The following is a 24,357-nucleotide window of genomic DNA, read 5'->3' as shown; positions in this document are numbered from 1 at the left end:
TTCCGCCGCAGGACGATCCGCGTCCGTTCCGATCAGGAGCGGGCGCGGACCTGTACGGTCTGGGCGATCCGGCCGACCGCGCCGGTCTCGTCGTACAGCACGCCCGCGCACATTCCCACGCCGTCGGGTCCGATGGACGTCTCGGAGCCGACGCCGACCCACTCACCCTCGGGGACCCGGAAGATGTGCACGGTGAGGTCGGTGTTGAGGAACGTCCAGTCGGCCGGGTCGAGTTTCGATCCCACACCGTTGGCGACGTCCGCGATGGAGAAGAGCCGCTCGAGCGGCGTCATGGCCTCGCCGAGGACCAGTGCGGGCCGCGGCCTCGCCCACAGCTTGCCGGGGCCCTCGCACCCCATCTCGGCGATCCACCGCCAGTCGAGGGTCGTCAGGTAGCCCGAATTCCAGCCCTCGGCGAATTTGCCCTTGCGGCCGGTGGACCGCGGTTCGAGTGGCGGGTCGACGACGTGGACGGCGTTGCTGGTGTCGACGGTCTCCATGCGCCACGCCGAGCCCCGCGCCACCGCACGCGGCCGGTCGCCGACGGTCCACAATTCGGCGACCACCAGTTCCACCCGGCGGCCCGGCCGCTGCACCCAGGACCGGACCTCGAGTTCGGCGATCGGGATCGGGCCGAGGATCTCGACCACGACCCTCGTGATGCGCGCGTCGTCACGAGGGTTGCACCGTTCGAGTGCCCGCACGAGCAGCGCGGACGGGGGAGCGCCGTGCTGCATCGTCTCGGCCCACACGCTGATCGTCAGTTCCGTGCTGTCGAATCGCTCGACCGTGATCTTCTGGTCCGAGTCCACTTCCGGCGCACCCAGTGCTTCCGAACCGAGTGGTACGTAGTAGGACTCGGAACTCATTCGACAATCTCCTCGAAACCTGGTGCGTCTTCGGCGGGCCCCTCCGGCCATCCCGGGTAGGGCGGCGGCGTTCCTCCGAACGAGGGGCACAGGGACTTATGATCACACCAGTCGCAGAGCCGGCTCGGCTTGGGTCGGAAATCGCCGCTGACGCCCGCCGCCAGGATGGCCTTCCAGATCGCCGACAGCGTGCGCTCGAACCGCAGCAGTTCGTCCTCGTCGGGCGCGTAGGTGAGGACCGTCCCGGACGCGAGGTACAGCAGCCGCAGCTGCGCCGGGACGATGCCGCGGGTACGGAGCAGGACCAGCGCATAGAACTTCATCTGGAACAGCGCCTTGGACTCGGACATCTCGCGGGGTGCGCGACCGGTCTTGTAGTCGACCACCCGCACCTCACCGGTGGGGGCCACGTCGATGCGGTCGACGAATCCGCGGAGCAGCACCCCGTCGGCGAGTTCGGTCTCGACGCGCTGTTCGCACGATTCGGCCTCGAACCGGGTGGGGTCCTCCAGCTGGTAATAGGCGGTGACGAGCGACCGCGCCTCGTCGAGGAACGACTCGCGCTGGTCCTCGGGGACCAGGTCGATCAGGTCGGGAGCGTCGGCCAGGAGGCGCTCCCAGGACGGGAGGATCAGCTCGACCGCCTTCTGCGGGACCCGTTCGGCGGCGGGCAGCCCGAACAGCGTCTCGAGCGCGGCGTGCACCACCGTTCCCTTCACCTGCGCGCGCGACGGCGCCTCGGGGAGCCGGTCGACGGCACGGAAGCGGTAGAGGAGCGGGCACTGCTTGAAGTCGCCGGCGCGGGACGGTGACAGGGCGGGCCGCCTGCGGGTGACCGAAGTGTCGCCGGGCTGTGACGGGGAACCCTTTGTGACAGGGGCTGGCGACTCTGAGATGCTCACACCTGGCAGGGTAGGCCCCCGGTCCGACAGTCGTGTCGGGGCAGCGGGGCGGGCGCCGGACGGCGCCGGACGAACAGGCTGAGGAGTCGGTGACGATGGTGGGACGCGAAACGCGACCGAGTGGACCGTTTCGGGTGGGCGATCGCGTCCAGTTGACCGACAGCAAGGGCCGGCATTACACGGTCAACTTGGAGGCAGGCAAGGATTTTCACACGCACCGCGGCGGAATCCTGCACGACGACCTGATCGGCACCGACGAGGGCAGCGTGGTCAAGTCGACCAACGGCACCCCGTACCTCGCGCTGCGTCCGCTGCTCGTCGACTACGTCCTGTCGATGCCCCGCGGGGCGCAGGTCATCTACCCGAAGGACGCCGCGCAGATCGTCCATGAGGGCGACGTCTTCCCCGGCGCCCGCGTTCTCGAGGCCGGCGCCGGTTCGGGCGCATTGACGTGCTCCCTGCTGCGCGCGGTGGGACCGGAAGGCCGGGTCATCTCGTACGAGGTGCGCGACGACCACGCCGAGCACGCGGTGCGGAACGTCGAGACGTTCTTCGGGGAACGCCCCGCGAACTGGGACCTGACCATCGCCGACGTCGCCGAGTTCGATGCCGACGCGGCGGGCGGACAGGTCGACCGGGTCGTCCTCGACATGCTGGCCCCCTGGGACGCGCTGCCCGCCGTGTCCAAGGCTCTGGTCCCCGGCGGTGTGCTCGTCGTCTATGTCGCGACCGTGACGCAGCTCTCCAAGGTCGTCGAGGCGATGCGCGAGCAGGAGTGCTGGACCGAGCCGCGGTCCTGGGAGTCGATCGTCCGTGGCTGGCACGTCGTCGGGCTCGCCGTGCGCCCGGAACACCGGATGCAGGGCCACACCGCGTTCCTGGTGAGCGCCCGGCGTCTCGCCGAGGGAACCGTCACCCCCAAGCCGCAGCGCCGCTCGGGCAAGGGCTGAGACATTCCTTCGGCGGCGCCCGGAGCGGGCGCCGCCGAAGGACCGAGCTAGCTGCAGCCGGCGCGTGCCATGCCGAGCAGGGTGCACGTGCTCGCGTCCGACACCTTCCACACGCCGTCGACGTTCTCCCACGTCCACGCCGTCGGCGCGGCCGTGCCGTGCGGGCTCACGATCGCGACGTTCGCCGTCGCGGTCTCGCCCTCCACCTGCACGTCCGTGACCGTGAAGGACACCGGGTAGTTGGCCATGGCGGCGGTCATCGCCTCCAGATTCGGGCGGCGTTCGTCGCCGTCGACGACCACTGCCGTCTTGTCGTCGACCGGCCGGGCCGGGTCCACGAGCAGCTGGAGCGTACCGAGCAGTTCCTCCGACGTGGGGGCGGCAACAGCCGCGTCTGCCTGGGACGACGTGGACGCGGACGTCGCCGCGGCGGAGTCGGAAGCGTCGTCGGACGAGCAGGCCGACATCCCGAGCGCGAGGACCACCGCACCCACGGCAACCACGGACCTACCGGTGAAGGACGTGCCGTTCAGGGGCTTGCGGATTATCACGACGAACCCTTTCGTTACACAGAACAGAGAGGAAACTGCTCGACAGGTAGGTAAGGCTAACATGAGAGTTTCGGTGGCCCACGGTGTCAGGTATGCCGATTCGCAATCGGCAGAATCCGTGTCACGGCGCAGAATTCGGGCAGTGCCGGTAGCGTTGATAGATCTCATTGGGAGGAGACGCACATGAGCTCGACAGAGAACCCCGATTCGGTTGCGGCCGCACGAGAGCTCGAGGCGTTGCGCGCGGAGGCGTCGGCACTGCGCAGGCAGCTCGCGGAGTCGCCGGAACAGCTTCGTGAGATGGAATCGCGAGTGGACTCGCTGTCCATCCGGAACACCAAGCTGATGGACACCCTCAAGGAGGCCCGTCAGCAGCTCATTGCGCTCCGAGAGGAAGTCGATCGCCTCGGCCAGCCGCCGAGCGGATACGGCGTGCTGCTCGGAGTGCACGACGACCAGACCGTGGACGTGTTCACCTCCGGACGCAAGATGCGGTTGACCTGCTCCCCGAACATCGACGCCGAGACCCTCAAGCTCGGCCAGACCGTGCGCCTCAACGAGGCACTCACGATCGTGGAAGCGGGCAACTTCGAGCGCGTCGGTGAGATCAGCACGCTGCGCGAGGTCCTCGACGACGGTCAGCGCGCCCTCGTGGTCGGCCACGCCGACGAGGAACGGATCGTCTGGCTGGCCGAACCCCTCGCCACCGTGTACGCGGACAGCGAACGAGAGTCGGTCGCGTACGACGCCGAATCGCCCACCCGCAAACTACGGCCGGGCGACTCCCTCCTCGTCGACACGAAGGCCGGGTACGCGTTCGAGCGGATCCCCAAGGCCGAGGTCGAGGATCTCGTGCTCGAAGAGGTTCCCGACGTCCACTACGACGACATCGGCGGCCTCGGCCGGCAGATCGAGCAGATCCGTGACGCCGTCGAGTTGCCGTTCCTCCACAAGGACCTGTTCCACGAATACGAGCTCCGCCCGCCGAAGGGTGTGCTCCTCTACGGTCCGCCCGGGTGCGGCAAGACGCTCATCGCCAAGGCGGTCGCCAACTCGCTCGCGAAGAAGATCGCGGAGGCCCGGGGGCAGGACAGCAAGGAAGCCAAGTCCTACTTCCTCAACATCAAGGGCCCCGAGCTGCTGAACAAGTTCGTCGGCGAGACCGAGCGGCACATCCGGCTGATCTTCCAGCGGGCCCGGGAGAAGGCGTCCGAGGGCACCCCGGTGATCGTGTTCTTCGACGAGATGGATTCGATCTTCCGCACCCGCGGGTCGGGTGTCTCCTCCGACGTCGAGACCACCGTCGTGCCGCAGCTGCTCAGTGAGATCGACGGTGTCGAGGGACTCGAGAACGTCATCGTGATCGGCGCCTCCAACCGCGAGGACATGATCGACCCCGCGATCCTGCGTCCCGGCCGCCTCGACGTGAAGATCAAGATCGAACGCCCCGACGCGGAGTCGGCGCAGGACATCTTCTCGAAGTACCTCGTCGAGACTTTGCCGGTGCACGCCGACGACATCGCGGAGTTCGGTGGCGACCGCACGGCCTGCATCCGGGTGATGATCGAACGGGTCGTCGACCGCATGTACGCCGAGAGCGAGGAGAACCGTTTCCTGGAGGTCACGTACGCCAACGGCGACAAGGAGGTCCTGTATTTCAAGGACTTCAACTCGGGGGCGATGATCCAGAACATCGTCGACCGCGCCAAGAAGTACGCGATCAAGTCGGTGCTCGACACCGGCGCCCCGGGCCTGCGCGTCCAGCACCTGTTCGACTCCATCGTCGACGAGTTCTCGGAGAACGAGGACTTGCCGAACACCACCAACCCCGACGACTGGGCCCGGATCTCGGGCAAGAAGGGTGAGCGGATCGTCTACATCCGCACGTTGGTCACCGGCAAGAACGCGAGCGCGAGCCGCGCCATCGACACCGAGTCCAACACCGGCCAGTACCTGTAGGCCGATCGGCACGACCCGCGCGGCGGGAACCCGGATACGGTTCCCGCCGCGTGGTCGTCCGTGTGTCAGCGGGTCGTCGTGTCAGCGGTCCCGTGCGACGAGGTAGTCCTCGAGGAGTGCCCTCGTGTCCGGGACGAACGGCCACTGCGGATCGCGCAGATGCGTCACCAGTTCGTGGGGTGTCCACCACCAGCCCGATGCGATCTCGCTGGCCTGGTGGACGACGGGCCCGTCCCAGTGCGTCTCGTAGGCGTACAGGTGGCAGCGCAGCCGCAGGCCCTGCCACTCTCCGTCCCACGCCACCGTCGCGATCGGGGTGAGGCCGACCCCGGTGATGCCCAGTTCCTCCGCCAGTTCTCGCGCTGCGGCCTCCTCCGGGGTCTCCCCGGGATCGACCACCCCGCCGGCCAGGCAGTCGTGGTGTCCGGCGAACACGGTCTTCGTGTCCGACCGTCGGTGCACGTAGAGGCGCTGTTCGTCGCCGGATCGGACGAGGACCCCGGCGCTCGCGTGCCACAGTCCCTCGGCGTAGACGCGAGAGCGCGCGGCGGACCCCACCGGTCGCCCGGAACTGTCGAACACCGCCACCACTTCGTCCGTGCCGGGTGGGGTGTTCGGTGCGGAATCCATGAGTCGATCCTGCCAGCACCCCGGCGAACGTCGGTACTGTCGAGGTCGGTTGCTCGTTCCGGTGCCGAAGGGGTGAGAGTTCATGGCGTTGCCGCGTTCGATCGCCCGATTCAACCGGGTCGTCACCAACCGGGTGAGCCGTCACGTCGCGACATTCCTGCCCGGTTTCGCCATCGTCGAGCACCGAGGCCGTACGTCGGGCAAGACGTACCGCACACCCGTCAACGTGTTCGTCGTGGACGGCCGCTACCGGTTCGCCCTCACGTACGGAGCGCACAGCGACTGGGTGCGAAACGTGGTGGCGGCGGGCGGATGCACCATCGTGACGCGCCGCCGGACGGTGCACCTGACCGACCCTCGAATCGGCACCGACGGCACCCACTCCTGGGCCCCGCCCGGGGTCCGGACCGTGCTCGAGGCGATCTCGGCGGACCGGTACCTGGAGTGCTCGCCGGGCTAGTCGCCGGACACCGACGGCTCGCGCGGCAGGAGTGTGCCGCCGGGTGGCGTCGGTGATCGCATAGGCTCGGCAGCATGCAGCGGATCATCGGTGTCGAAGTCGAGTACGGAATCTCCTCACCCAGCGAGCCTTCGGCCAATCCGATCTTGACGTCCACCCAGGCGGTGCTGGCCTATGCGGCGGCAGCGGGAGTGCCGCGCGCCAAGCGCACCCGATGGGATTACGAGGTGGAATCCCCGCTCCGGGACGCCCGCGGATTCGACCTGGGCCGGCTCAGCGGCCCGGCACCGGTGATCGACGCGGACGAGGTCGGCGCGGCCAACATGATCCTCACCAACGGCGCCCGGCTCTACGTCGACCACGCGCACCCCGAGTACTCGGCTCCGGAGGTCACCGACCCCCTGGACGCCGTCATCTGGGACAAGGCCGGCGAACGCGTGATGGAGGCGGCCGCCCGGCACGCGTCGAGCGTCCCCGGCGCCCCGCGACTGCAGCTGTACAAGAACAACGTGGACGGCAAGGGCGCGTCGTACGGCACCCACGAGAACTACCTGATGTCCCGGGCCACGCCGTTCTCGGCGGTGATCAACGGGCTGACGCCGTTCTTCGCGTCCCGTCAGGTGATCTGCGGGTCGGGCCGGGTGGGCATCGGCCAGTCCGGTGACGAGGCCGGCTTCCAGCTGTCCCAGCGGGCCGACTACATCGAGGTGGAGGTCGGGCTCGAGACCACCCTCAAGCGCGGCATCATCAACACCCGCGACGAACCGCACGCGGACGCGGACAAGTACAGGCGCCTGCACGTCATCATCGGCGACGCGAACCTCGCCGAGATGTCGACGTACCTGAAGGTCGGGACGACGGCGCTGGTCCTCGATCTCATCGAGGCCGGTGTCGACCTCACCGACCTGCAGCTGGCCCGACCGGTCACCGCCGTGCACCACATCAGCCACGACCCGACGCTGCGCGCCACGGTCGCGCTGGCCGACGGCCGGGAACTGACCGGGCTTGCGTTGCAGCGGATCTACCTGGACCGGGTCGACAAGTTCATGTCCGCCGAGGGCAACGACGACCCCCGCGTGGCCGACCTGCTGGAGAAGTGGGCGATGGTGCTCGACCTCCTCGAGCGGGACCCGATGGAATGCGCCCATCTGCTGGACTGGCCTGCCAAGCTGCGCCTGCTCGAGGGCTTCCGGAACCGGGAGGGCCTCAACTGGTCCGCACCACGACTGCATCTCGTCGACCTGCAGTACTCGGACGTGCGCCTCGACAAGGGGCTCTACAACCGGCTCGTCGCCCGCGGGTCGATGGAACGCCTGGTGTCGGAGCAGGCGGTGCTCGACGCCGTCGACACCCCGCCGACCGACACCCGCGCCTACTTCCGCGGCGAGTGCCTGCGCAAGTTCGGCGCCGACATTGCGGCTGCGAGCTGGGATTCGGTGATCTTCGATCTCGGTGGCGACTCCCTGGTCCGCATTCCCACCCTGGAGCCGCTGCGGGGCAGCAAGGCGCACGTGGGGAAGCTGCTGGAGTCGGTGGAGACCGCGAAAGAGCTCGTCGACGAGCTCACGAACTGACATCTCGGCCGTTCCCGGACAGATCTGCCCCGAACTCGCCGTCGCGTCGGCACACGTGGGGCGGCGACGCTCGGTAGGGTGAAGGTCCGAGCGGATGATGTAGTCAGACTGCTTGGCAGGACAGGACGCTCGGAAGAAGAGCTCCCTTCACACAAGGAGGTCGGCGGCGATGGCACAAGAGCAGACCAAACGAACTGGCGGCGGCGACGAGGACGACACCCCGGGTGGTGACGGTGCCGCTGGTCAGGAACGTCGCGAAAAGCTGGCCGAGGACACCGACGACCTTCTCGACGAGATCGACGACGTGCTCGAGGAGAACGCCGAGGACTTCGTCCGGGCCTATGTCCAGAAGGGCGGCCAGTGACGGCGGATCGACCGGCATTGCGGACAGGCGACGGTGACACGAGGCTCAGTTTCGGTTCGAATCTGAGCTCGTTCACCGATTATCTGCGTGGTCACGCACCAGAATTGCTGCCGGAGAATCGGATCGGCCATCGTTCGCACTCGACACGGGGTGGTGACGGGATGGAGAGCGGTGATCTCGCACCGCACGGAACGACGATCGTGGCGCTCACCTACAAGGGTGGCGTCCTCCTCGCAGGCGACCGGCGCGCGACCCAGGGCAACCTGATCGCCAGCCGGGACGTCGAGAAGGTGTACGTCACCGACGAATATTCGGCGGCCGGTATCGCCGGCACCGCGGGCATCGCCATCGAACTGGTGCGCCTGTTCGCCGTCGAACTCGAGCACTACGAGAAGATCGAGGGCGTTCCGCTGACCTTCGACGGCAAGGCCAACCGCCTGGCGTCGATGGTGCGGGGCAACCTCGGGGCTGCGATGCAGGGTCTCGCGGTCGTCCCGCTGCTGGTCGGCTACGACCTCGACGCGGACGACGAGGCCCGGGCGGGCCGTATCGTCTCGTACGACGTCGTCGGCGGCCGGTACGAGGAACGCGCCGGATACCACGCGGTCGGTTCGGGATCGTTGTTCGCGAAGTCGGCGCTGAAGAAGATCTACTCGCCGGACAGCGACGAGGAGACCGCCCTGCGGGCGGCGATCGAATCGCTGTACGACGCGGCCGACGACGACTCGGCCACCGGTGGGCCCGACCTGACCCGTGGCATCTACCCGACCGCGGTCACGATCACCCAGGCCGGTGCCGTGCACGTGTCCGAGGAGACGACGTCCGCGTTGGCTCGGCGCATCGTCGCCGAGCGCACCGAACAAGGGGGGTCTGCGCGATGACCATGCCGTACTACGCCTCCGCCGAGCAGATCATGCGGGACCGCTCGGAACTGGCGCGCAAGGGAATTGCCCGGGGACGCAGCGTCGTGGTGCTCACGTTCCGCGACGGCGTGCTGTTCGTCGCCGAGAATCCCTCCACCGCTCTGCACAAGGTCAGCGAACTGTACGACCGGCTCGGCTTCGCGGCCGTCGGCAAGTACAACGAGTTCGAGAACCTGCGGCGCGCCGGGATCGTGCACGCCGACATGCGCGGCTACTCCTACGACCGCCGTGACGTGACGGGCCGATCGCTCGCCAATGCGTACGCGCAGACGCTGGGCACGATCTTCACCGAGCAGCCCAAGCCGTACGAGGTGGAAATCTGCGTCGCGGAGGTCGGGCGGGTGGGCAGCCCGAAGGCTCCCCAGCTGTACCGCATCACGTACGACGGATCCATCGTCGACGAACAGCATTTCGTGGTGATGGGTGGCACGACCGAGCCGATCGCGACCGCCATGCGCGAGTCGTACCGTGCCGACCTCGATCTCGAGGCGGCGGTCGGCATCGCGGTCAACGCCCTGCGTCAGGGCGGTGCGGGGGAGGGCGAGAAGCGGAACGTCGACGTGGCCAGCCTGGAGGTGGCCGTGCTCGATCAGTCCCGTCCTCGCCGCGCGTTCCGGCGGATCGCCGGAACCGCGCTCGAACAGCTGGTTCCCGCGGAGCCGGCGGCCGCCTCGGAGTCCGCTCCGGAGCCGAAACCGGACACCGAGACGAAGCCCGCCGACACTCAGGACTGAGGTCGGTACACGGCGATCGCTCCGGGTTCGGTCCGGAACTCGAACCGCCGGGCGTCGGCCACCACTTCACCGTCGGTGGCCAGCGCCACCGGCGCGCCGTTCACGCGGACGGTGAGCCGGGGCACGAGGGATCGCACGTACACCCGGCTGCTTCCGAGCGTTCCGGTCGCGGCGGCGAACAACAGCCGCGGCCGGGACGCTCGCCGGTCGGCTCGCACGTACCGGACGTCGAGCAGTCCGCCGGTGATCGCGGGACGTGACATCGGAACCTGATCCGCGGGGGAATACCGACCGTTCCCCACGAACAGCATCCAGACCTTCACGGGGCGGCCGTCGATGGTGATGGCGAGCGGTGTTGCCGCGGAGAGAATCCGGACCATCGCCGCAGCGGCCGCGGGCCACTTCCCGTACCGGGGCTGCCACTTCTCCCGCAGCCGCACCGCGTCGGGATAGCCACCGAGACTGGCGGTGTTGAGGAACGGGGCGGGTTCCTCGACATCGGTGTGGACGACGGCCTGATCGACGAGAACCGCATGTCCGGTCTCGACGGCGTTCGCCGTGTCCGAGATCTCGGCGACGCCGGCGTCCCGCGCGAAGTGATTGAGGGTGCCGCCGGGGAACACCGCCAGCGGCAGAGAATGACGCGCCGCCGCGGACGCGACGGCGACCACGGTTCCGTCTCCACCGCACACGCCGAGGGCACGCGGATTCGCCTCGGCCACCCAGGCGTCGAGTTGCGCGGCGAAATCGTGATCGGTGTCGAGGGCGCGCACGTGCGCCTGCGGGAGTGCGGTCGCGATCTCCTCACTGGGATCCACGCTGTCCGGCCCGGACTCCGGGTTCACCACTACGAGCAGGCCCTCACCTTCCGGCAGCGCCGGCGCGTCGACCGCGCGGCCCAGTTCTGCCGGGTCCTCGGTGCGCACGGCCCACCAGCGGCGGGTTCCCGAAGCGACGGCCCCGCCGAGCACCAGCCCGGCGACGACGTCCGACGGCCAGTGCACGCCGTTGTGCACCCGCGAGTACGCGACCGCGGCCGCGAGGGGAGCCAGTACGGCGCCGGCCGCGGGCGATTCCAGGGCGACACCCGCGGTGAACGCTGCCGCCGACGCCGAATGTCCCGACGGAAAGGACGAGGACCGCGGGATCGGCACCCCGCGCAGCACGTTCGTCCACGCGCGGGCGGGCGGGCGCCGCCGCGGGAACACCGGTTTGAGGATGCCGTTGGCGAGACCGCTCGCCATCGCGAGGGACAGCAGGCCTCGCACGGCGCCGCGCCGGGCGCGCCCGCCGACCAGTCCCAGCAGCGCTGCCACACACCACCACAGGACCCCCTTGTCGGCCGCGTGACTGAGGAAGCGCATGGCCCGGTCGACCTCGGAGGGGCGCAGATCGGCGCTGCGGCCGAACACGATCTCGTCGGCCCGGTGGATGCGGTGCAGGTGTCGGTTCACCGTCTCAGCGTAGGCGCGGAGTGTCGCCGCACAGTTTTCCCGCTCCGCCGGGTGATCGGCGTTGTACTCTCGAGGTGTGCAGCGACGAATCATGGGAATTGAGACAGAGTTCGGTGTGACCTGCACCTTCCATGGTCACAGGCGACTGAGCCCGGACGAGGTTGCGCGCTACCTGTTCCGGCGGGTGGTGTCGTGGGGCCGGAGCTCCAACGTGTTCCTCCGGAACGGTGCCCGCCTGTATCTGGACGTCGGCTCGCACCCCGAATATGCGACAGCCGAGTGCGACAACCTCATCCAGTTGGTCAACCACGACCGGGCGGGTGAGCGCGTCCTCGAGGAGTTGCTGATCGACGCCGAGCAGCGGCTTGCCGAGGAAGGCATCGGCGGCGACATCTATCTGTTCAAGAACAACACGGACTCGGCGGGCAATTCGTACGGCTGTCACGAGAACTTCCTCGTGGCCCGGGCCGGCGAATTCTCGCGGATCTCGGACGTGTTGCTCCCGTTCCTGGTGACGCGGCAGCTGATCTGCGGCGCGGGCAAGGTGCTGCAGACGCCGAAGGCGGCCACGTTCTGTCTGTCGCAACGCGCCGAGCACATCTGGGAGGGTGTGTCCTCGGCGACCACGCGGTCGCGGCCCATCATCAACACCCGTGACGAGCCGCACGCCGACGCGGAGAAGTACCGTCGTCTGCACGTGATCGTCGGCGACTCGAACATGTCCGAGTCCACCACGATGCTGAAGGTGGGCACGGCGGCGCTCGTGCTCGAGATGATCGAGGCGGGGGTGTCGTTCCGTGACTTCGCGCTCGACAACCCGATCCGCGCCATCCGCGAGGTCAGCCACGACGTCACCGGGCGCCGTCCGGTGCGGCTCGCAGGCGGCAGGCAGGCCAGTGCCCTCGACATCCAGCGGGAGTACCACGCCCGCGCGGTCGAACACCTGCAGAACCGCGAACCCGATCCGCAGGTCACACAGGTGGTCGAGTTGTGGGGCCGCATGCTCGACGCCGTCGAGACACAAGACTTCGCGAAGGTCGACACGGAGATCGACTGGGTGATCAAGCGCAAGCTGTTCCAGCGCTACCAGGACCGGCACGGCTTCGAACTGGCCGATCCGAAGATCGCGCAACTCGATCTGGCGTACCACGACATCAAACGCGGTCGCGGCGTGTTCGACGTGCTGCAGCGCAAGGGCCTGGTGAAGCGGATCACCGAGGACGAGACGATCGAGGCTGCGGTGGACACCCCGCCGCAGACCACCCGGGCGAAGCTGCGCGGCGAGTTCATCACCGCCGCGCAGGAGGCCGGACGCGACTTCACGGTCGACTGGGTGCATCTCAAGCTCAACGACCAGGCCCAGCGGACCGTGCTGTGCAAGGACCCGTTCCGGTCGGTCGACGAGCGGGTGGAGCGGCTGATTGCCTCGATGTAGCGGCGCTCGGGGAGTCCGTAACGGGCTCACCCACTAGGCTTCCGGGCGTGCCGACTTCCAAGATCGAGCGCTTGATGAACCTGGTGATCTGTTTGCTGTCCACCAGACAGTTCCTCACCGCCGAGAAGATTCGCGAGAGCGTTGCCGGGTACGCCGACTCCGCCAGCGACGAGGCGTTCAGCCGCATGTTCGAACGCGACAAGAACGAGTTGCGGGATCTCGGTGTTCCGCTCGAGACCGGGCAGGCGTCGCGGTTCTCGACGGTCGAGGGCTACCGGATCAACCGCAACGCGTACGAGCTTCCCGACATCGACCTCAACCAGGAGGAGTCGGCGGCGGTCGCGGTGGCGGTCCAGTTGTGGGAGTCGCCGGAGTTGACGTCCGCGGCGCAGGGGGCGCTGCTCAAGCTGCGCGCGGCGGGTGTGCAGGTGGATCCGGATTCGGCGGCCACCCCGATCACGGCCGTGCCCGCCCGTACCCGCGGCTCCGAACCGGCGCTCGGCAAGCTGCTGGCGGCGGTCGACGCCGGCCGGGCCGTGCACTTCCCGCACCGTGGTGCTCTCAACGAGCCGTACACCGAACGCACAGTGGAACCGTGGGGTGTCGTCACCGCGCACGGCCGGTGGTATCTCGTCGGTCACGACGTCGACCGGGGCGCCGTCCGGACATTCCGGCTGTCGCGGATCGGCGACGACGTGACGGAGTTCGGACCGTCGGGGGTCGTCCACAAACCGGCTGGTGTCGACCTCCGGGACATTGTCGACCGGGTCACCGGTTCGGGGGAGGTCACCGGCACCGCCACCGTGTGGGTGGCGGCGGGCCGAGCTCAGGAACTGCGCCGACTGGCGACCACCGCGGAGGAGAAGCGGGTGAACGAGCGCAGCGGCAACGTGCTCCGGATCCCCGTCCACTCCCGGGACTGGATCGCGCGGCTGGTCGCGGGGCACGGGGCGGACGCCCTCGTCCTCGATCCGCCCGAATTGCGACACGAGGTGCTGACCAAGCTGAAGGACGCCGCAGGGGAAGAGGGGACGTCGTGAGCAACAGGCTGTCGTCACGGCTGTCCCGGCTCCTCAACCTGGTGCCGTATTTCATCGCGAACCCCGGAATGAGCGCCGCCGAGGCCGCCGCCGAACTGGGCGTCACCACCACCCAGCTGATGTCCGACCTCAATCAGCTGTGGGTGTGCGGACTGCCCGGCTACGGTCCCGGCGACCTCATCGACCTGTCGTTCTCCGAGGAGAGCATCGAGGTGACGTTCTCGGCGGGCATCGACCGTCCGCTGCGGTTGACGTCCACCGAGGCGACCGCCCTGCTGATTGCCCTGCGTTCGCTGGTGGAGATGCCGGGGATGGTCGACCCGTCCGCGGCGCACAGTGCGATCGCCAAGATCGAGGACGCCGCGGGCACGGCCGCGGCCCGTGCGGCGGTGACGCCGGCGTCCGAGCGGGATGCGGTGGAGGACGTGGCGGAGGATCCGATCGCCGCCACGGTGCGATCCGCGCTCCATCGCCGCCGGGCTCTCAACCTGACGTACTACTCGGCGTCCCGGGACCGGGTCACCGAGCGCACCGTGGACCCGGTGCGGATCGTGCTGGTCGACAATCACAGTTACCTTCAGGCGTGGTGCAGACAGGCCGAGGGGGTCCGGCTGTTCCGCCTCGACCGGATCGACGCCGCCACCGAACTGGACGAGCCGTCCACCCCGCCGGCGCAGGCACTCGTACGGGACTCCAACCTGGAGTTGTTCAGCGGGGACGCGTCCCTTCCGCAGGCACGGTTGCACATCGGCGCCGACTGCGTATGGGTGCTCGACTACTACCCGATGGACGTCGCGACGGTCGCCGCCGACGGGTCGGTCGAGGCGACCATGAGTTATGGGGCGCTGGAGTGGATGGCCCGGCTCGTGCTCGGGTTCGGATCCGGAATCAGGGTGCTCGAACCGCCCGAATTGGTCGACGAGGTGCGCCACCGGGCCGTGGACGCGCTGTCCGCGTACGAGGCCGTCGAGGCGTGAGCGGCGCCGCGCGTCCGCTGCGGATCAGCGTGTTCGGCGCGGGCAGCATCGGGTGCTATCTCGGGGGCCGGCTCGCCGCTACCGGCGCCGAGGTGACCCTGATCGGCCGGGAGCGGGTCGGGGCCGAGATCCGTGACCACGGATTGCGGCTGACGGACCTGCACGGATCGGACATCCGGGTCGCTGCCTCCGACATCGCCTTCGACACCGGTCCCGAGTCGGCGGCCACCGCCGATCTCGTGGTCGTCTCGGTGAAGTCGGCGGGCACACCGGAGGTGGGTGCCACGCTGGCGTCGGCGATCGGCCCCGGAACCGTCGTGGTCAGCGCCCAGAACGGGCTGGGTAACGCGGACACGCTGCGCGCCGCACTTCCGGGTCACGTCGTTCTCGCGGCGATGGTGCCGTTCAACGTGGTGCACCGCGGCGACGGGCACTTCCACCAGGGTTCCGAGGGCGACCTCGAGATCGAGCAGCATCCGGCGGTGCCCGCATTCGCGCCGGTGTTCGCCGACGCCGGACTCCCGCTGCACCCCCACGACGACTTCCGTTCGGTGCAGTGGGCGAAGCTGCTGCTCAACCTGAACAACCCGGTCAACGCCCTGTCCGGTCTGCCGCTCCGCGAGGAGTTGTCGCGGCGGCCGTTCCGCCGGGCTCTCGCCCTGGCGCAGCGCGAAGCCCTCGCACTGCTGGCCGCCCGCGGTATCGCTGTCGCCAAGCTCACACCGCTGCCGCCGCAGTGGATTCCCCGGTTGCTGACCGTCCCGGACGGAGTGTTCCGGGTGGCGGGTAGTCGGATGCTGGCCATCGACCCGCACGCGCGGTCGTCGATGTGGGACGACCTCGAGGCATGCAGGCGCACCGAAGTGGACTGGATCAGTGGGGAGATCGTGCGCCTGGCGGAGGCGTCGGGGACGGCCGCGCCGGTGAACGCGAGGCTGGTCGCACTGATCCGCGAGGCCGAGGCGGGCGGGAACCGGCAGTGGTCCGGGGACGCTTTGCTCGCCGATCTGCGCTCACAGCGGGGCCCCAGGAAACCGGCAGGGAAACGGCAGCGCAACTAGCCGGTTTCGGCCGAACCGGTGCCGTGTATGTCCGGTAGCATCAGGGTCACCTGATCTTTTGGAGGTTTCATCATGGGAGCCATGAGCCCCTGGCACTGGGCCATCGTCGCGCTGGTCGTCGTCATCCTGTTCGGTTCCAAGAAGCTGCCCGACGCGGCTCGTGGACTCGGCCGTTCGCTCCGCATCTTCAAGAGCGAGGTCAAGGAGATGCAGAACGACAACAGCACGCCGGCGCCCACCGCGCAGAGTGCGCCCCCCGCGCAGAGCGCGCCCGCCGAGCTGCCCGTGGCGGACACCACCACCGCACCGGTCACTCCTCCGGCGCCGGTGCAGCCGCAGTCGCAGCACACCGAGCCCAAGTCGGCGTAGCCCGAGCCGCCTGACAACCGGGGTGACTCTTCACCCCGGTTGACTGCTGACCAAGACTAGGGCGAACAACAGTGCGAATTCCGTTCGATCCGCGCCACAGCAAGCGGAGGACCAACCCCGACGGCACCATGTCGTTGGTCGATCACCTCTACGAGCTGCGCACGCGACTGCTCCTGTCGGTGCTGGCCATCGTGGTCACCACCGCGGTGGGCTTCTTCTGGTACTCCCACGAGATCTTCGGCATCGAGAGTCTCGGCGAACTCCTGCGTGGGCCGTACTGTTCGCTGCCGGCGTCGAGTCGCGCCGACCTGAGCAACGACGGGTCGTGCCGACTCCTCGCGACCGGACCGTTCGAGCAGTTCATGCTCCGCTTCAAGGTCGCGTTCACGGCGGGCGTCGTCCTCGCCTGCCCCATCTGGCTGTACCAATTGTGGGCGTTCATCACCCCCGGCCTGTACGCGAAGGAACGCCGCTACGCGATCGGCTTCGTGGTGTCCGGCGCGGCGCTGTTCATGGCCGGCGCCGTTCTGGCGTACGTGGTCGTTGCGAAGGCCCTGCATTTCCTGCTGACGATCGGCGACAACGTCCAGATCACCGCACTCGGGGGCGCGGAATACTTCGGGTTCATCATCAACCTGCTGATCATCTTCGGCGTCAGCTTCGAGATCCCGCTGCTCATCGTCGCCCTGAACTTCGTCGGCATCCTGCCCTACACGAAGCTCAAGGCGTGGCGCCGCGGCCTGATCTTCGCGCTGTTCGTGTTCGCCGCGATCGCCACACCCGGTCAGGACCCGTTCTCGATGCTCGCGCTCGCGTTCGCGTTGACGCTGCTGTTCGAGATCGCCGTGCAGATCGCCCGCGTCAACGACCGCCGCAAGGCTCGTCGCACGGAGCAGGAGTGGGGTGCCCTCGACGACGACGAGGCGTCGACGATCGCGGCGCCGTCGGACCTGAACGAGTCGTTCGACGTGGCCGCCACCGCGGTCGCCGAGCCCGCAGGCCGGTTACGTCGTTCCCGCAAGTCCGGGAAGTCCGGTGCCGCGAACAAGAACGACGACGCGAGCACGACCGGCAGCAACACACCGGGTCAGGACTTCTCCGACACCCTGTGACAATCTGACGGGGTGGCAGTGACAACAGGTGACACGACCGGCGGCACCGAACTCGATGTGTTCTCGGCGCAGCTCGGTTTCGTGCTCGACCCCTTCCAGATCAACGCCTGCCGCGCGCTCGAGGGCGGCCACGGCGTCCTCGTCTGCGCCCCGACCGGCGCGGGAAAGACGGTGGTCGGCGAGTTCGCCGTGCACCTGGCGCTCGCGGCCGGTCGCAAGTGCTTCTACACCACACCGATCAAGGCGCTGAGCAATCAGAAGTACGCGGAACTGGTGCGACGCTACGGCAAGGACACCGTCGGGCTGCTGACCGGAGATTCGAGCATCAACTCGGACGCCCCGGTGGTCGTGATGACCACCGAGGTGTTGCGGAACATGCTGTACGCCGATTCCGCCGCGCTGCGCGGGTTGTCGCACGTCGTCATGGACGAGGTGCACTTCCTGGCCGACCGGTTCCGCGGGGCGGTGTGGGAAGAGGTGATCCTGCACCTGTCCGAGGACGTCCGGCTCGTCAGTCTGTCGGCGACCGTCAGCAACGCCGAGGAGTTCGGTGCGTGGATGGAGACGGTGCGCGGCGACACCACCGTGGTGGTCGACGAGAACCGCCCGATCCCGCTGTGGCAGCACATCATGGTCGGAAAGCGGCTGTTCGACCTGTTCGACACGAGGGCGCGCAGCGGGGACGCCCGCAAGGATCTGGTGGTCGACCAGGATCTGGTGCGTCACGTCAAGCAGCGGCAGGCCCTCGAACGGGCCGACTCGTGGGAGTCGCGGGGCAGGGGACGACGCGGCGGAGGCCGCGGGTACTCCAGCGATTTCCGGCCGCTGCCCCGGCCGGAAGTGATCTCCCGCCTCGACGACGAGGGGCTCCTCCCGGCGATCACGTTCATCTTCAGCCGGGCCGGGTGCGACGCCGCGCTGGCCCAGTGCCTGCGATCCCGACTCGATCTGACGACGCCGGAGCAGGTCGCCGAGATCCGGACCATCGTCGACGCCCACACCGCCGAACTGCCGAAGGCCGATCTGGAGGTCCTCGGGTACTGGGAATGGCGCAAGGCGCTCGAGCGGGGCCTCGCCGCGCACCACGCGGGAATGTTGCCCGCGTTCCGGCAGACGGTCGAGGAGTTGTTCGTCAAGGGGCTGGTCCGGGCCGTATTCGCCACCGAGACGCTGGCGCTCGGCATCAACATGCCCGCCCGCACCGTCGTGCTCGAACGCCTCGTCAAGTACAACGGCGAGGCCCACGCCGAACTCACCCCGGGGGAGTACACCCAGCTCACAGGCCGGGCGGGACGTCGCGGCATCGATATCGAGGGCCACGCGGTGGTCCTGTGGCAGCCCGGGGTGGAACCGGTGGACGTCGCCGGGCTGGCGTCCACCCGCACGTTCCCGCTGCGCAGTTCGTTCCGTCCCGGCTACAACATGACGATCAACCTGGTCGACCGCATGGGTGCGGCGGAATCGCGGGCCCTGCTGGAGCGGTCGTTCGCCCAGTTCCAGGCCGACCGGTCGGTGGTCGGCCTGACCCGCGGCATCGAACGCAACGAGGCCGCGCTCACCACGCTCAGCGAACGCCTCGGCGGCGAGGACGGCGAGTACTTCGAGTACGCGCGCCTGCGGGAGGAACTGAGCAGCCGGGAACGGTCGCTCGAACGCGCAGGCCGGACCGAACGCCGGGACGCCGCCGTCGCCTCGCTCGTCGCCCTGCGGCGCGGCGACGTGATCGCGATCCCCGTGGGACGGCACTCCGGTCTGGCGGTGGTGCTGGAACCGGACCGGGATCCGACGGACCCGAAGCCGTTGATCCTCACCGAGGCGAAGTGGGCGGGCCGGGTGTCGGCGGGCGACTTCCCCGAGCCGGCACGGTCTTTGGGATCGATGCGGTTGCCGCGACGCTTCGATCACCACACGGCCCGGGTGCGACGCGATCTGGCATCGGCGTTGCGCAGCACCGGAATCGTCGCGCCGGGCCGGCGGAAGCGGAAGAAGTCGGGGGCGGCCGGAGACGACGCCGAGATCGCGCGGCTGCGGCGCGCGATCCGGCAGCATCCGTGCCACAGCTGGCCCGACCGCGAGCAGCTGAGCCGGATCGGTGAGCGCTACAACCGGCTGGCCCGCGAGACGGAGACGATGCGGCAGAAGGCCGCCGCCACGACGAACTCGTTGGCGCGCACGTTCGATCGGATCCTGTCGCTGCTCGCCGAGCGCGACTACGTCTCGGCGGGTGAGCACCCCGATGCGACCGAGCACGGCACCCGGTTGAGCCGGATCTATTGCGAGAGCGACCTCTTGGTGGCGGAGTGCCTCCGGCAGGGTGTGTGGAAGGGGCTCGGGCCCGCGGAACTCGCCGCCGTCGCGTCCGCCGTGATCTTCGAATCGCGCCGCGAGGGGGACACGGTCGAGAGCGGCGGTCCGGGAGCTCTGAGGCACGCCCTCGACGAGACCGTGCGGGTGTGGCGGGAACTGCGGGCGGACGAGATTCGGCACAAGCTGCCGCCCACCCGTGAACCGGACTTCGGCTTCGCCGCCGCGATCTACCACTGGGCCAGCGACAATTCGCTCGTCGAGGCGTTGATCGCGGCGGGAGACCAGGGGCGCGCACTGTCGGCCGGCGACTTCGTGCGGTGGTGCAGGCAGGTGATCGACCTCCTCGAACAGGTCCGGTCGACGTCACCCGATCCGGAGGTCGGCAAGGCCGCAGGTCGTGCGGTCGCGGCGATCCGCCGCGGCGTCGTCGCCGTGGATGCTGCGTGACCCGACGCCGTGTGGTTGGATTCGCACGCCGTCCGAAGGCCCGAATCCGATGGTGGGGCGTTACGGTAGGTACAAAACTTGACACGTGAGCGGGAGGCGACGATGAGCGGCCCTTACGGACCGAACGACCCGAACGGGCAATGGGCCCAGGGACAGCAACCGGGCCAGGGTAATCCTGACCAGACCGGCGGCCAGTACGGCGCGCCGCAGTACGGTCAGCAGCCGCCCGCCCAGCCGTGGGGTCAGCAACCGGGTCAGCCTCAGCAAACCGGGCAGCCGCAGTGGGGTCAGCAGCCCCAGCAGCCCGGACAGCCGCAATGGGGTCAGCAGCCGCAGCCCGGTCAGCTCGGACAGCCGGGCCCGGGGCAGTGGGGCCAGCAGCCTCAGCAGCCCGGGCAGCCGCAGTGGGGTCAGCAGCCGGGTCAGCCGCAGCAGTGGGGACAGGCCCCCGGCCAGCAGCAGTGGGGGCAGCCGCCGTCCTCGGGGAAGTCGAAGCTGCCGTTGATCATCGGCGGTGTGGTGGCGCTGCTCGTGATCGTGGGTATCGCGCTGGTACTGGCGTTCACGGTGTTCGGCACGGACAGCCTCGATCAGAAGGCGGCGGAGGACGGTGTCGAACGCATCGTCACCGATTCGTACGGCGCCGAGAACGTGTCCGGCGTCACCTGCCCCTCGGGTCAGGAAGTGAAGAAGGGCAACAGTTTCACGTGCAGCCTCACCGTCGACGGTGAGAAGAAGCAGGTCACTCTCACCTTCACCGACGACAAGGGCACGTACGAGGTGAGCCGCCCCAGCTAGCCCATCGGCTCCCAGGCGGCCCACCCGGCCGTCACGGAACCCGTGCGGCGGCCACCTTTTTCATCGCCGTCGTGAGGCGTCCCACGGAGTTCTCGATTCCGAGTTCGTCCGCCAGCCTGCCGAGCCGGTCCACGTCGACCGGTTCGGCAGGCAGCGTGTCTTCGCGGGACAGTTCGACGTCCGCGTCGCGCACCACCCGCACCACCGGCAGCGCCGCGTCGAGATAGTCGGCCGCGGCGGCGAACTTCGCGCGCGCACCCTTCGCCATGTCGGATTCCGGATCGACGGCCGCGGCCCGCAGTGCGGCGAGCGATCCGTATTGCATGATCAGGCTGGACGCGGTTTTCTCGCCGATGCCCTTCACGCCCGGCAGCCCGTCGGACGAGTCGCCGCGCAGCAGCGCGAGTTCGGCGTAGGCCTCACCGGCCCGGTCGGCGGGCACCCCGTACTTGGCTGCCACTTCTTCGGGCCCGAGCAACTCGGCCTTGGCGAGTCCGCGCACCACGTACAGCACCCGCACGGGCACCGGGTCGTCTGTGACGACCTGCAGGAGGTCGCGGTCGCCGGTGACGACGACGACCGGGTCGCGGGTCTCGGTGGCGGCGAGGGTGCCGAGGACGTCGTCGGCTTCGAGGCCTTCCGCGCCCGCGGTCGCGATTCCGGTGGCGGCCAGGACATCCAGGATCATCGGGACCTGTGGCGACAGGGTGTCGGGGACCTCTTCCTCCGCCCCGCCGGTGTCCTCGGCGACTCGGTGCGCCTTGTAGGTGGGCACCGCTTCGACGCGGAACGCGGGCCGCCAGTCCAGGTCGAGGCACACCGCGAGCCGGGACGGCTGGTGCTTGGTGATCAGTGCGGCCACCATGTCGGTGAATCCGCGCACTGCGTTGACGGATCGACCGTCGGGTGAGGTGATCGAGTCGGGTAGCGCGTAGTACGCGCGAAACCACAGGCTGGCACCGTCGAGGAGAAGCAGAGGCCCTGTCATGACCCTCATCCTGCCAAACCGGTTTAGCCTGAAGCCATGAGTTCCCTCGGCGCATCGACTTCACGTTTCCCGACGACCATCTATGCCGACCGGATCGCGCGCGCAGGCGCCCTGGCCCGCGATGCCGGACTCGACGGCCTCCTCATCACGCCCGGACCGGATCTGCGGTATCTGCTGGGTTCGCGCGCGGAGTCGTTCGAACGGCTCACCTGCCTGGTGATTCCGGCGAACGGCGACACTGCGTCCGTGGTCGTGCCGCGGCTCGAACTGGCTGCGCTCACCGAATCCGCCACGTCCGAACTGGGTCTGACTGTCCGCGATTGGGTGGACGGGGTCGACCCGTACGCGCTGGTGTCGGGTCTGCTGCCGTCTCCGGCGCGGACCGCCGTCACGGATGCGATGCCGGCGCTGCACCTGATTCCGCTGTCGGAGGCGCTCGGGGCGCTGCCGGTCCTGGCGACCGAGGTGTTGCGGGAGCTGCGGATGGTCAAGGACGACGCGGAGATCGACGCGTTGCGCCGGGCCGGTCAGGCCATCGACCGGGTCCACGCCCGGATGGGAGAGTTCCTGAAGGTGGGCCGCACCGAGGCCGAGGTGGCGGCGGACATCACGGCGGCGATCCGAGAGGAGGGTCACACCGAGGCGGCGTTCGTCATCGTCGGCTCGGGACCGCACGGCGCCGACCCGCACCACGAGGTGTCCGAGCGGGTCGTCGAGTCGGGTGACGTCGTGGTCATCGACATCGGCGGACCCGTCGAACCCGGGTACAACTCCGACTCCACCCGCACGTACAGCATGGGTGAGCCCGATCCGGGTGTGGCGAAGAAGTTCGCGGTGCTCGAGAAGGCTCAGGCGGCGGCGGTCGCCCTGGTGCGTCCCGGCGTCACCGCCGAGGCGGTCGACGCAGCCGCGAGGGACCTGCTGGCCGCGCAGGGTCTCGCCGAGGTGTTCGTGCACCGGACCGGGCACGGAATCGGTCTGTCGGTGCACGAGGAGCCGTACATCGTCTCGGGGAACGCGATCGAACTGACCGAGGGGATGGCCTTCAGCGTGGAACCGGGAATCTACTTCCGCGGGGAGTGGGGTGCCCGCATCGAGGACATCGTCATCGTGACCGCCGACGGCTGTGAGCCGGTCAACACCCGGCCGCACGGGCTGACGGTTCTCCCGGGCTGAGTACGCCGCGGGAACCGGGAGTGTGCGGGGCGGTGAGGCGCGGGTAGTAACATCTCCCATTTGTTCACGACCGCACTCGCCGCTGCACGTCCGCGGAGAGTCGGGATCACAGATCAACCGAAGGTGTCATGGAAAGCGTCGCCCCGAAGGTAACCGTCGTCGTCCCGACCTACAACGAACGCGACAACCTGCCCAAGATCGTCGAGCTTCTCGCGGCGTTGGCCATCCCGAACCTGCACGTGCTGGTCGTCGACGACAACTCGCCGGACGGCACCGGTGAGGTCGCCGACACGCTCGCGCAGAGCGGTCCGATCCCGGTCGGTGTGCTGCACCGGACCGTGAAGGACGGCCTCGGGCGGGCCTACGTCGCCGGAATGACGCGGGCGCTGTCCGAGGGCGCGGACATCGTGATCCAGATGGACGCCGACCTGTCGCACCCCACCGAGGCCATCCCGCGGATGGTGGAGACGCTGACGACGACGGATGCGGCCGTCGTGCTCGGCTCCCGCTACGTGGCGGGCGGCGCGGTCGCCAGCGACTGGCCCTGGCACCGCAAGGCGCTGTCGGCGTGGGCGAACTTCTACGTCAACGCGATCCTGCGGTTGCGGGTCAAGGACGCCACCGCCGGGTTCAAGGCGTGGTACGCGGACACGCTGCGGGCGATCGACGTCGAGGGTGTGCAGAGCAACGGGTACGCATTCCAGGTGGAGATGAACTACCGGGTGGTGCAACGCGGCATGACGATCGCCGAGGTCCCGATCCGGTTCGAGGAACGCACCGACGGCGTGTCCAAGATGAGCCTCGCGGTGCAGCTCGAGTCGGCGCGGGTCCCGTGGAAGCTGCGGTTCAGTCGTGACGCAGCGCAGCCGAGCCGAGTACGCGGCTGACGGCGATTTCCACGACCACCCGGGTCGGGTTCACCCGGGGCTGGCGGTACCGCGCGGCGTAGCGGGCCACGGCGTCGGCGACGGATTCGGGGTCGGTGAGGACCCGGGCGGGACCTTCTAGGGTCATCCAGCGCGGTCCGTCCACCTGGCTGACCGCGCCGTACCCTCCGCGTTCGGCGTTGAGGGCCTTCTGCGAAGAGCCGTTGGTGATGACCCGTGCCAGCCCGTGCTCCTGATCCCAGGTGAAGCCGACGGCGACGACGTGCGGGGTGCCGTTCTTGCGGAGCGTGGTGAGCGTCCCGAGGTGGTATTCGCCGAGGAAGGCGAGCGCCGCGTCGGGCAGGCGGATCGGGGTGGAGGGGGTGCGGTCCATCCCCCGACGGTAATCCA

At 68.9% G+C, this 24,357-nt stretch carries 24 protein-coding genes; 17 read left to right on the top strand and 7 right to left on the bottom strand.

What is annotated here, in order from left to right:
* Positions 1-32 precede the first annotated feature (32 nt).
* The gene (locus tag I1A62_RS10880) at positions 33-869 is read right to left on the bottom strand and encodes a thioesterase family protein (protein ID WP_219458705.1); all 837 of its coding nucleotides are present in this window, start codon (positions 867-869) and stop codon (positions 33-35) included.
* Positions 866-1,771 (bottom strand): RecB family exonuclease, encoded by a 906-nt coding sequence (locus I1A62_RS10875; protein ID WP_219458704.1) that lies wholly within the window; start codon positions 1,769-1,771, stop codon positions 866-868. Before I1A62_RS10875 ends, I1A62_RS10880 begins: the two co-directional genes overlap by 4 nt.
* A gap of 95 nt (positions 1,772-1,866) precedes the next feature.
* Between I1A62_RS10875 and I1A62_RS10870 the strand changes: the two genes are divergently transcribed.
* The gene (locus I1A62_RS10870; protein ID WP_087556985.1) at positions 1,867-2,721 is read left to right on the top strand and encodes a tRNA (adenine-N1)-methyltransferase; all 855 of its coding nucleotides are present in this window, start codon (positions 1,867-1,869) and stop codon (positions 2,719-2,721) included.
* Between the two features lie 47 nt (positions 2,722-2,768).
* Here the strand turns inward: I1A62_RS10870 and I1A62_RS10865 are convergent, their stop codons facing one another.
* A complete protein-coding gene (locus tag I1A62_RS10865; protein WP_219458703.1) occupies positions 2,769-3,272 on the bottom strand; it encodes a hypothetical protein in 504 nt (167 codons plus the stop codon).
* Positions 3,273-3,455: 183 nt separating this feature from the next.
* Between I1A62_RS10865 and arc the strand changes: the two genes are divergently transcribed.
* Positions 3,456-5,231: a proteasome ATPase gene (arc, locus tag I1A62_RS10860; protein WP_124395168.1), complete on the top strand. Its 1,776-nt coding sequence runs from the start codon at positions 3,456-3,458 to the stop codon at positions 5,229-5,231.
* Positions 5,232-5,312: 81 nt separating this feature from the next.
* Here the strand turns inward: arc and I1A62_RS10855 are convergent, their stop codons facing one another.
* Positions 5,313-5,861: an NUDIX domain-containing protein gene (locus I1A62_RS10855; RefSeq protein ID WP_124395167.1), complete on the bottom strand. Its 549-nt coding sequence runs from the start codon at positions 5,859-5,861 to the stop codon at positions 5,313-5,315.
* 82 nt (positions 5,862-5,943) lie between these two features.
* Here I1A62_RS10855 and I1A62_RS10850 point away from each other — a divergent pair, with 82 nt between their 5' ends.
* From I1A62_RS10850 to prcA, 5 genes are all read left to right on the top strand, one after another.
* Positions 5,944-6,321 (top strand): nitroreductase family deazaflavin-dependent oxidoreductase, encoded by a 378-nt coding sequence (locus I1A62_RS10850; RefSeq protein WP_124395166.1) that lies wholly within the window; start codon positions 5,944-5,946, stop codon positions 6,319-6,321.
* A 74-nt stretch (positions 6,322-6,395) separates the two neighbouring features.
* Positions 6,396-7,895 (top strand): depupylase/deamidase Dop, encoded by a 1,500-nt coding sequence (gene dop, locus I1A62_RS10845; protein WP_124395165.1) that lies wholly within the window; start codon positions 6,396-6,398, stop codon positions 7,893-7,895.
* Positions 7,896-8,064: 169 nt separating this feature from the next.
* Positions 8,065-8,259: a ubiquitin-like protein Pup gene (locus I1A62_RS10840; protein WP_005242990.1), complete on the top strand. Its 195-nt coding sequence runs from the start codon at positions 8,065-8,067 to the stop codon at positions 8,257-8,259.
* Entirely contained in the window at positions 8,256-9,140 is an 885-nt protein-coding gene (gene prcB, locus I1A62_RS10835; RefSeq protein ID WP_219458702.1) for a proteasome subunit beta, read from the top strand. The genes I1A62_RS10840 and prcB overlap by 4 nt, the downstream gene beginning before the upstream one ends.
* A complete protein-coding gene (gene prcA / locus I1A62_RS10830) occupies positions 9,137-9,916 on the top strand; it encodes a proteasome subunit alpha (protein ID WP_124395163.1) in 780 nt (259 codons plus the stop codon). The genes prcB and prcA overlap by 4 nt, the downstream gene beginning before the upstream one ends.
* Here prcA and I1A62_RS10825 read toward each other — a convergent pair.
* The gene (locus I1A62_RS10825; RefSeq protein WP_219458701.1) at positions 9,907-11,370 is read right to left on the bottom strand and encodes a phosphatase PAP2 family protein; all 1,464 of its coding nucleotides are present in this window, start codon (positions 11,368-11,370) and stop codon (positions 9,907-9,909) included. The two genes, prcA and I1A62_RS10825, sit on opposite strands and share 10 nt — an antisense overlap.
* Before the next feature lie 76 nt (positions 11,371-11,446).
* On the opposite strand from I1A62_RS10825, the gene pafA reads away from it, so the two are divergent.
* The 8 genes from pafA to I1A62_RS10785 all read left to right on the top strand — a co-directional run bounded on the left by pafA (position 11,447) and on the right by I1A62_RS10785 (position 20,916).
* A complete protein-coding gene (pafA, locus tag I1A62_RS10820; protein WP_192582067.1) occupies positions 11,447-12,805 on the top strand; it encodes a Pup--protein ligase in 1,359 nt (452 codons plus the stop codon).
* 47 nt (positions 12,806-12,852) lie between these two features.
* Entirely contained in the window at positions 12,853-13,845 is a 993-nt protein-coding gene (locus I1A62_RS10815) for a YafY family protein (protein WP_219458700.1), read from the top strand.
* Positions 13,842-14,822, top strand: a complete 981-nt coding sequence (locus I1A62_RS10810; RefSeq protein WP_124395159.1) for a YafY family protein — start codon at positions 13,842-13,844, stop codon at positions 14,820-14,822. The genes I1A62_RS10815 and I1A62_RS10810 overlap by 4 nt, the downstream gene beginning before the upstream one ends.
* The gene (locus I1A62_RS10805) at positions 14,819-15,883 is read left to right on the top strand and encodes a 2-dehydropantoate 2-reductase (protein ID WP_219458699.1); all 1,065 of its coding nucleotides are present in this window, start codon (positions 14,819-14,821) and stop codon (positions 15,881-15,883) included. The genes I1A62_RS10810 and I1A62_RS10805 overlap by 4 nt, the downstream gene beginning before the upstream one ends.
* Before the next feature lie 72 nt (positions 15,884-15,955).
* A complete protein-coding gene (gene tatA / locus I1A62_RS10800; protein ID WP_072941710.1) occupies positions 15,956-16,252 on the top strand; it encodes a Sec-independent protein translocase subunit TatA in 297 nt (98 codons plus the stop codon).
* 71 nt (positions 16,253-16,323) lie between these two features.
* A complete protein-coding gene (tatC, locus tag I1A62_RS10795; RefSeq protein ID WP_124395157.1) occupies positions 16,324-17,364 on the top strand; it encodes a twin-arginine translocase subunit TatC in 1,041 nt (346 codons plus the stop codon).
* A gap of 18 nt (positions 17,365-17,382) precedes the next feature.
* Positions 17,383-20,118: an RNA helicase gene (locus I1A62_RS10790; RefSeq protein ID WP_124395210.1), complete on the top strand. Its 2,736-nt coding sequence runs from the start codon at positions 17,383-17,385 to the stop codon at positions 20,116-20,118.
* 102 nt (positions 20,119-20,220) lie between these two features.
* Complete coding sequence (locus I1A62_RS10785; protein ID WP_219458698.1) at positions 20,221-20,916, top strand: DUF4333 domain-containing protein; 696 nt, start codon at positions 20,221-20,223, stop codon at positions 20,914-20,916.
* A 31-nt stretch (positions 20,917-20,947) separates the two neighbouring features.
* On the opposite strand, the gene I1A62_RS10780 is transcribed toward I1A62_RS10785, so the two are convergent.
* On the bottom strand, positions 20,948-21,904 hold the full coding sequence (locus I1A62_RS10780) for a 5'-3' exonuclease (RefSeq protein WP_124395155.1): 957 nt from the start codon (positions 21,902-21,904) through the stop codon (positions 20,948-20,950).
* Between the two features lie 36 nt (positions 21,905-21,940).
* Here I1A62_RS10780 and I1A62_RS10775 point away from each other — a divergent pair, with 36 nt between their 5' ends.
* Both I1A62_RS10775 and I1A62_RS10770 read left to right on the top strand, forming a co-directional pair.
* Positions 21,941-23,080 carry a Xaa-Pro peptidase family protein gene (locus I1A62_RS10775; protein ID WP_219458697.1) on the top strand — a complete coding sequence of 380 codons (1,140 nt, stop codon included), beginning with the start codon at positions 21,941-21,943 and terminating at the stop codon, positions 23,078-23,080.
* 128 nt (positions 23,081-23,208) lie between these two features.
* Positions 23,209-23,967, top strand: a complete 759-nt coding sequence (locus I1A62_RS10770; RefSeq protein ID WP_219458696.1) for a polyprenol monophosphomannose synthase — start codon at positions 23,209-23,211, stop codon at positions 23,965-23,967.
* Here I1A62_RS10770 and I1A62_RS10765 read toward each other — a convergent pair.
* Entirely contained in the window at positions 23,927-24,340 is a 414-nt protein-coding gene (locus I1A62_RS10765) for a TIGR03618 family F420-dependent PPOX class oxidoreductase (RefSeq protein WP_012687822.1), read from the bottom strand. The genes I1A62_RS10770 and I1A62_RS10765 overlap by 41 nt on opposite strands.
* Positions 24,341-24,357 lie beyond the last annotated feature (17 nt).

Origin of the sequence: Rhodococcus sp. USK10 (assembly GCF_019378875.1) — a bacterium.
GTDB lineage: Bacteria > Actinomycetota > Actinomycetes > Mycobacteriales > Mycobacteriaceae > Rhodococcus_F > Rhodococcus_F pseudokoreensis.
This window is presented reverse-complemented; position numbering and strand designations above follow the sequence as displayed.

Excerpts from the sequence above, each read along its gene's own strand:
- I1A62_RS10785 (WP_219458698.1), top strand. The coding sequence starts at position 20,221 with ATGAGCGGCCCTTACGGACCGAACGACCCGAACGGGCAATGGGCCCAG.
- I1A62_RS10870 (WP_087556985.1), top strand. The coding sequence starts at position 1,867 with ATGGTGGGACGCGAAACGCGACCGAGTGGACCGTTTCGGGTGGGCGAT.
- I1A62_RS10880 (WP_219458705.1), bottom strand. The coding sequence starts at position 869 with ATGAGTTCCGAGTCCTACTACGTACCACTCGGTTCGGAAGCACTGGGT.
- arc (WP_124395168.1), top strand. The coding sequence starts at position 3,456 with ATGAGCTCGACAGAGAACCCCGATTCGGTTGCGGCCGCACGAGAGCTC.
- I1A62_RS10775 (WP_219458697.1), top strand. The coding sequence starts at position 21,941 with ATGAGTTCCCTCGGCGCATCGACTTCACGTTTCCCGACGACCATCTAT.
- I1A62_RS10765 (WP_012687822.1), bottom strand. The coding sequence starts at position 24,340 with ATGGACCGCACCCCCTCCACCCCGATCCGCCTGCCCGACGCGGCGCTC.
- tatA (WP_072941710.1), top strand. The coding sequence starts at position 15,956 with ATGGGAGCCATGAGCCCCTGGCACTGGGCCATCGTCGCGCTGGTCGTC.
- prcA (WP_124395163.1), top strand. The coding sequence starts at position 9,137 with ATGACCATGCCGTACTACGCCTCCGCCGAGCAGATCATGCGGGACCGC.
- I1A62_RS10770 (WP_219458696.1), top strand. The coding sequence starts at position 23,209 with ATGGAAAGCGTCGCCCCGAAGGTAACCGTCGTCGTCCCGACCTACAAC.
- I1A62_RS10780 (WP_124395155.1), bottom strand. The coding sequence starts at position 21,904 with ATGACAGGGCCTCTGCTTCTCCTCGACGGTGCCAGCCTGTGGTTTCGC.
- I1A62_RS10855 (WP_124395167.1), bottom strand. The coding sequence starts at position 5,861 with ATGGATTCCGCACCGAACACCCCACCCGGCACGGACGAAGTGGTGGCG.
- I1A62_RS10840 (WP_005242990.1), top strand. The coding sequence starts at position 8,065 with ATGGCACAAGAGCAGACCAAACGAACTGGCGGCGGCGACGAGGACGAC.
- I1A62_RS10850 (WP_124395166.1), top strand. The coding sequence starts at position 5,944 with ATGGCGTTGCCGCGTTCGATCGCCCGATTCAACCGGGTCGTCACCAAC.
- dop (WP_124395165.1), top strand. The coding sequence starts at position 6,396 with ATGCAGCGGATCATCGGTGTCGAAGTCGAGTACGGAATCTCCTCACCC.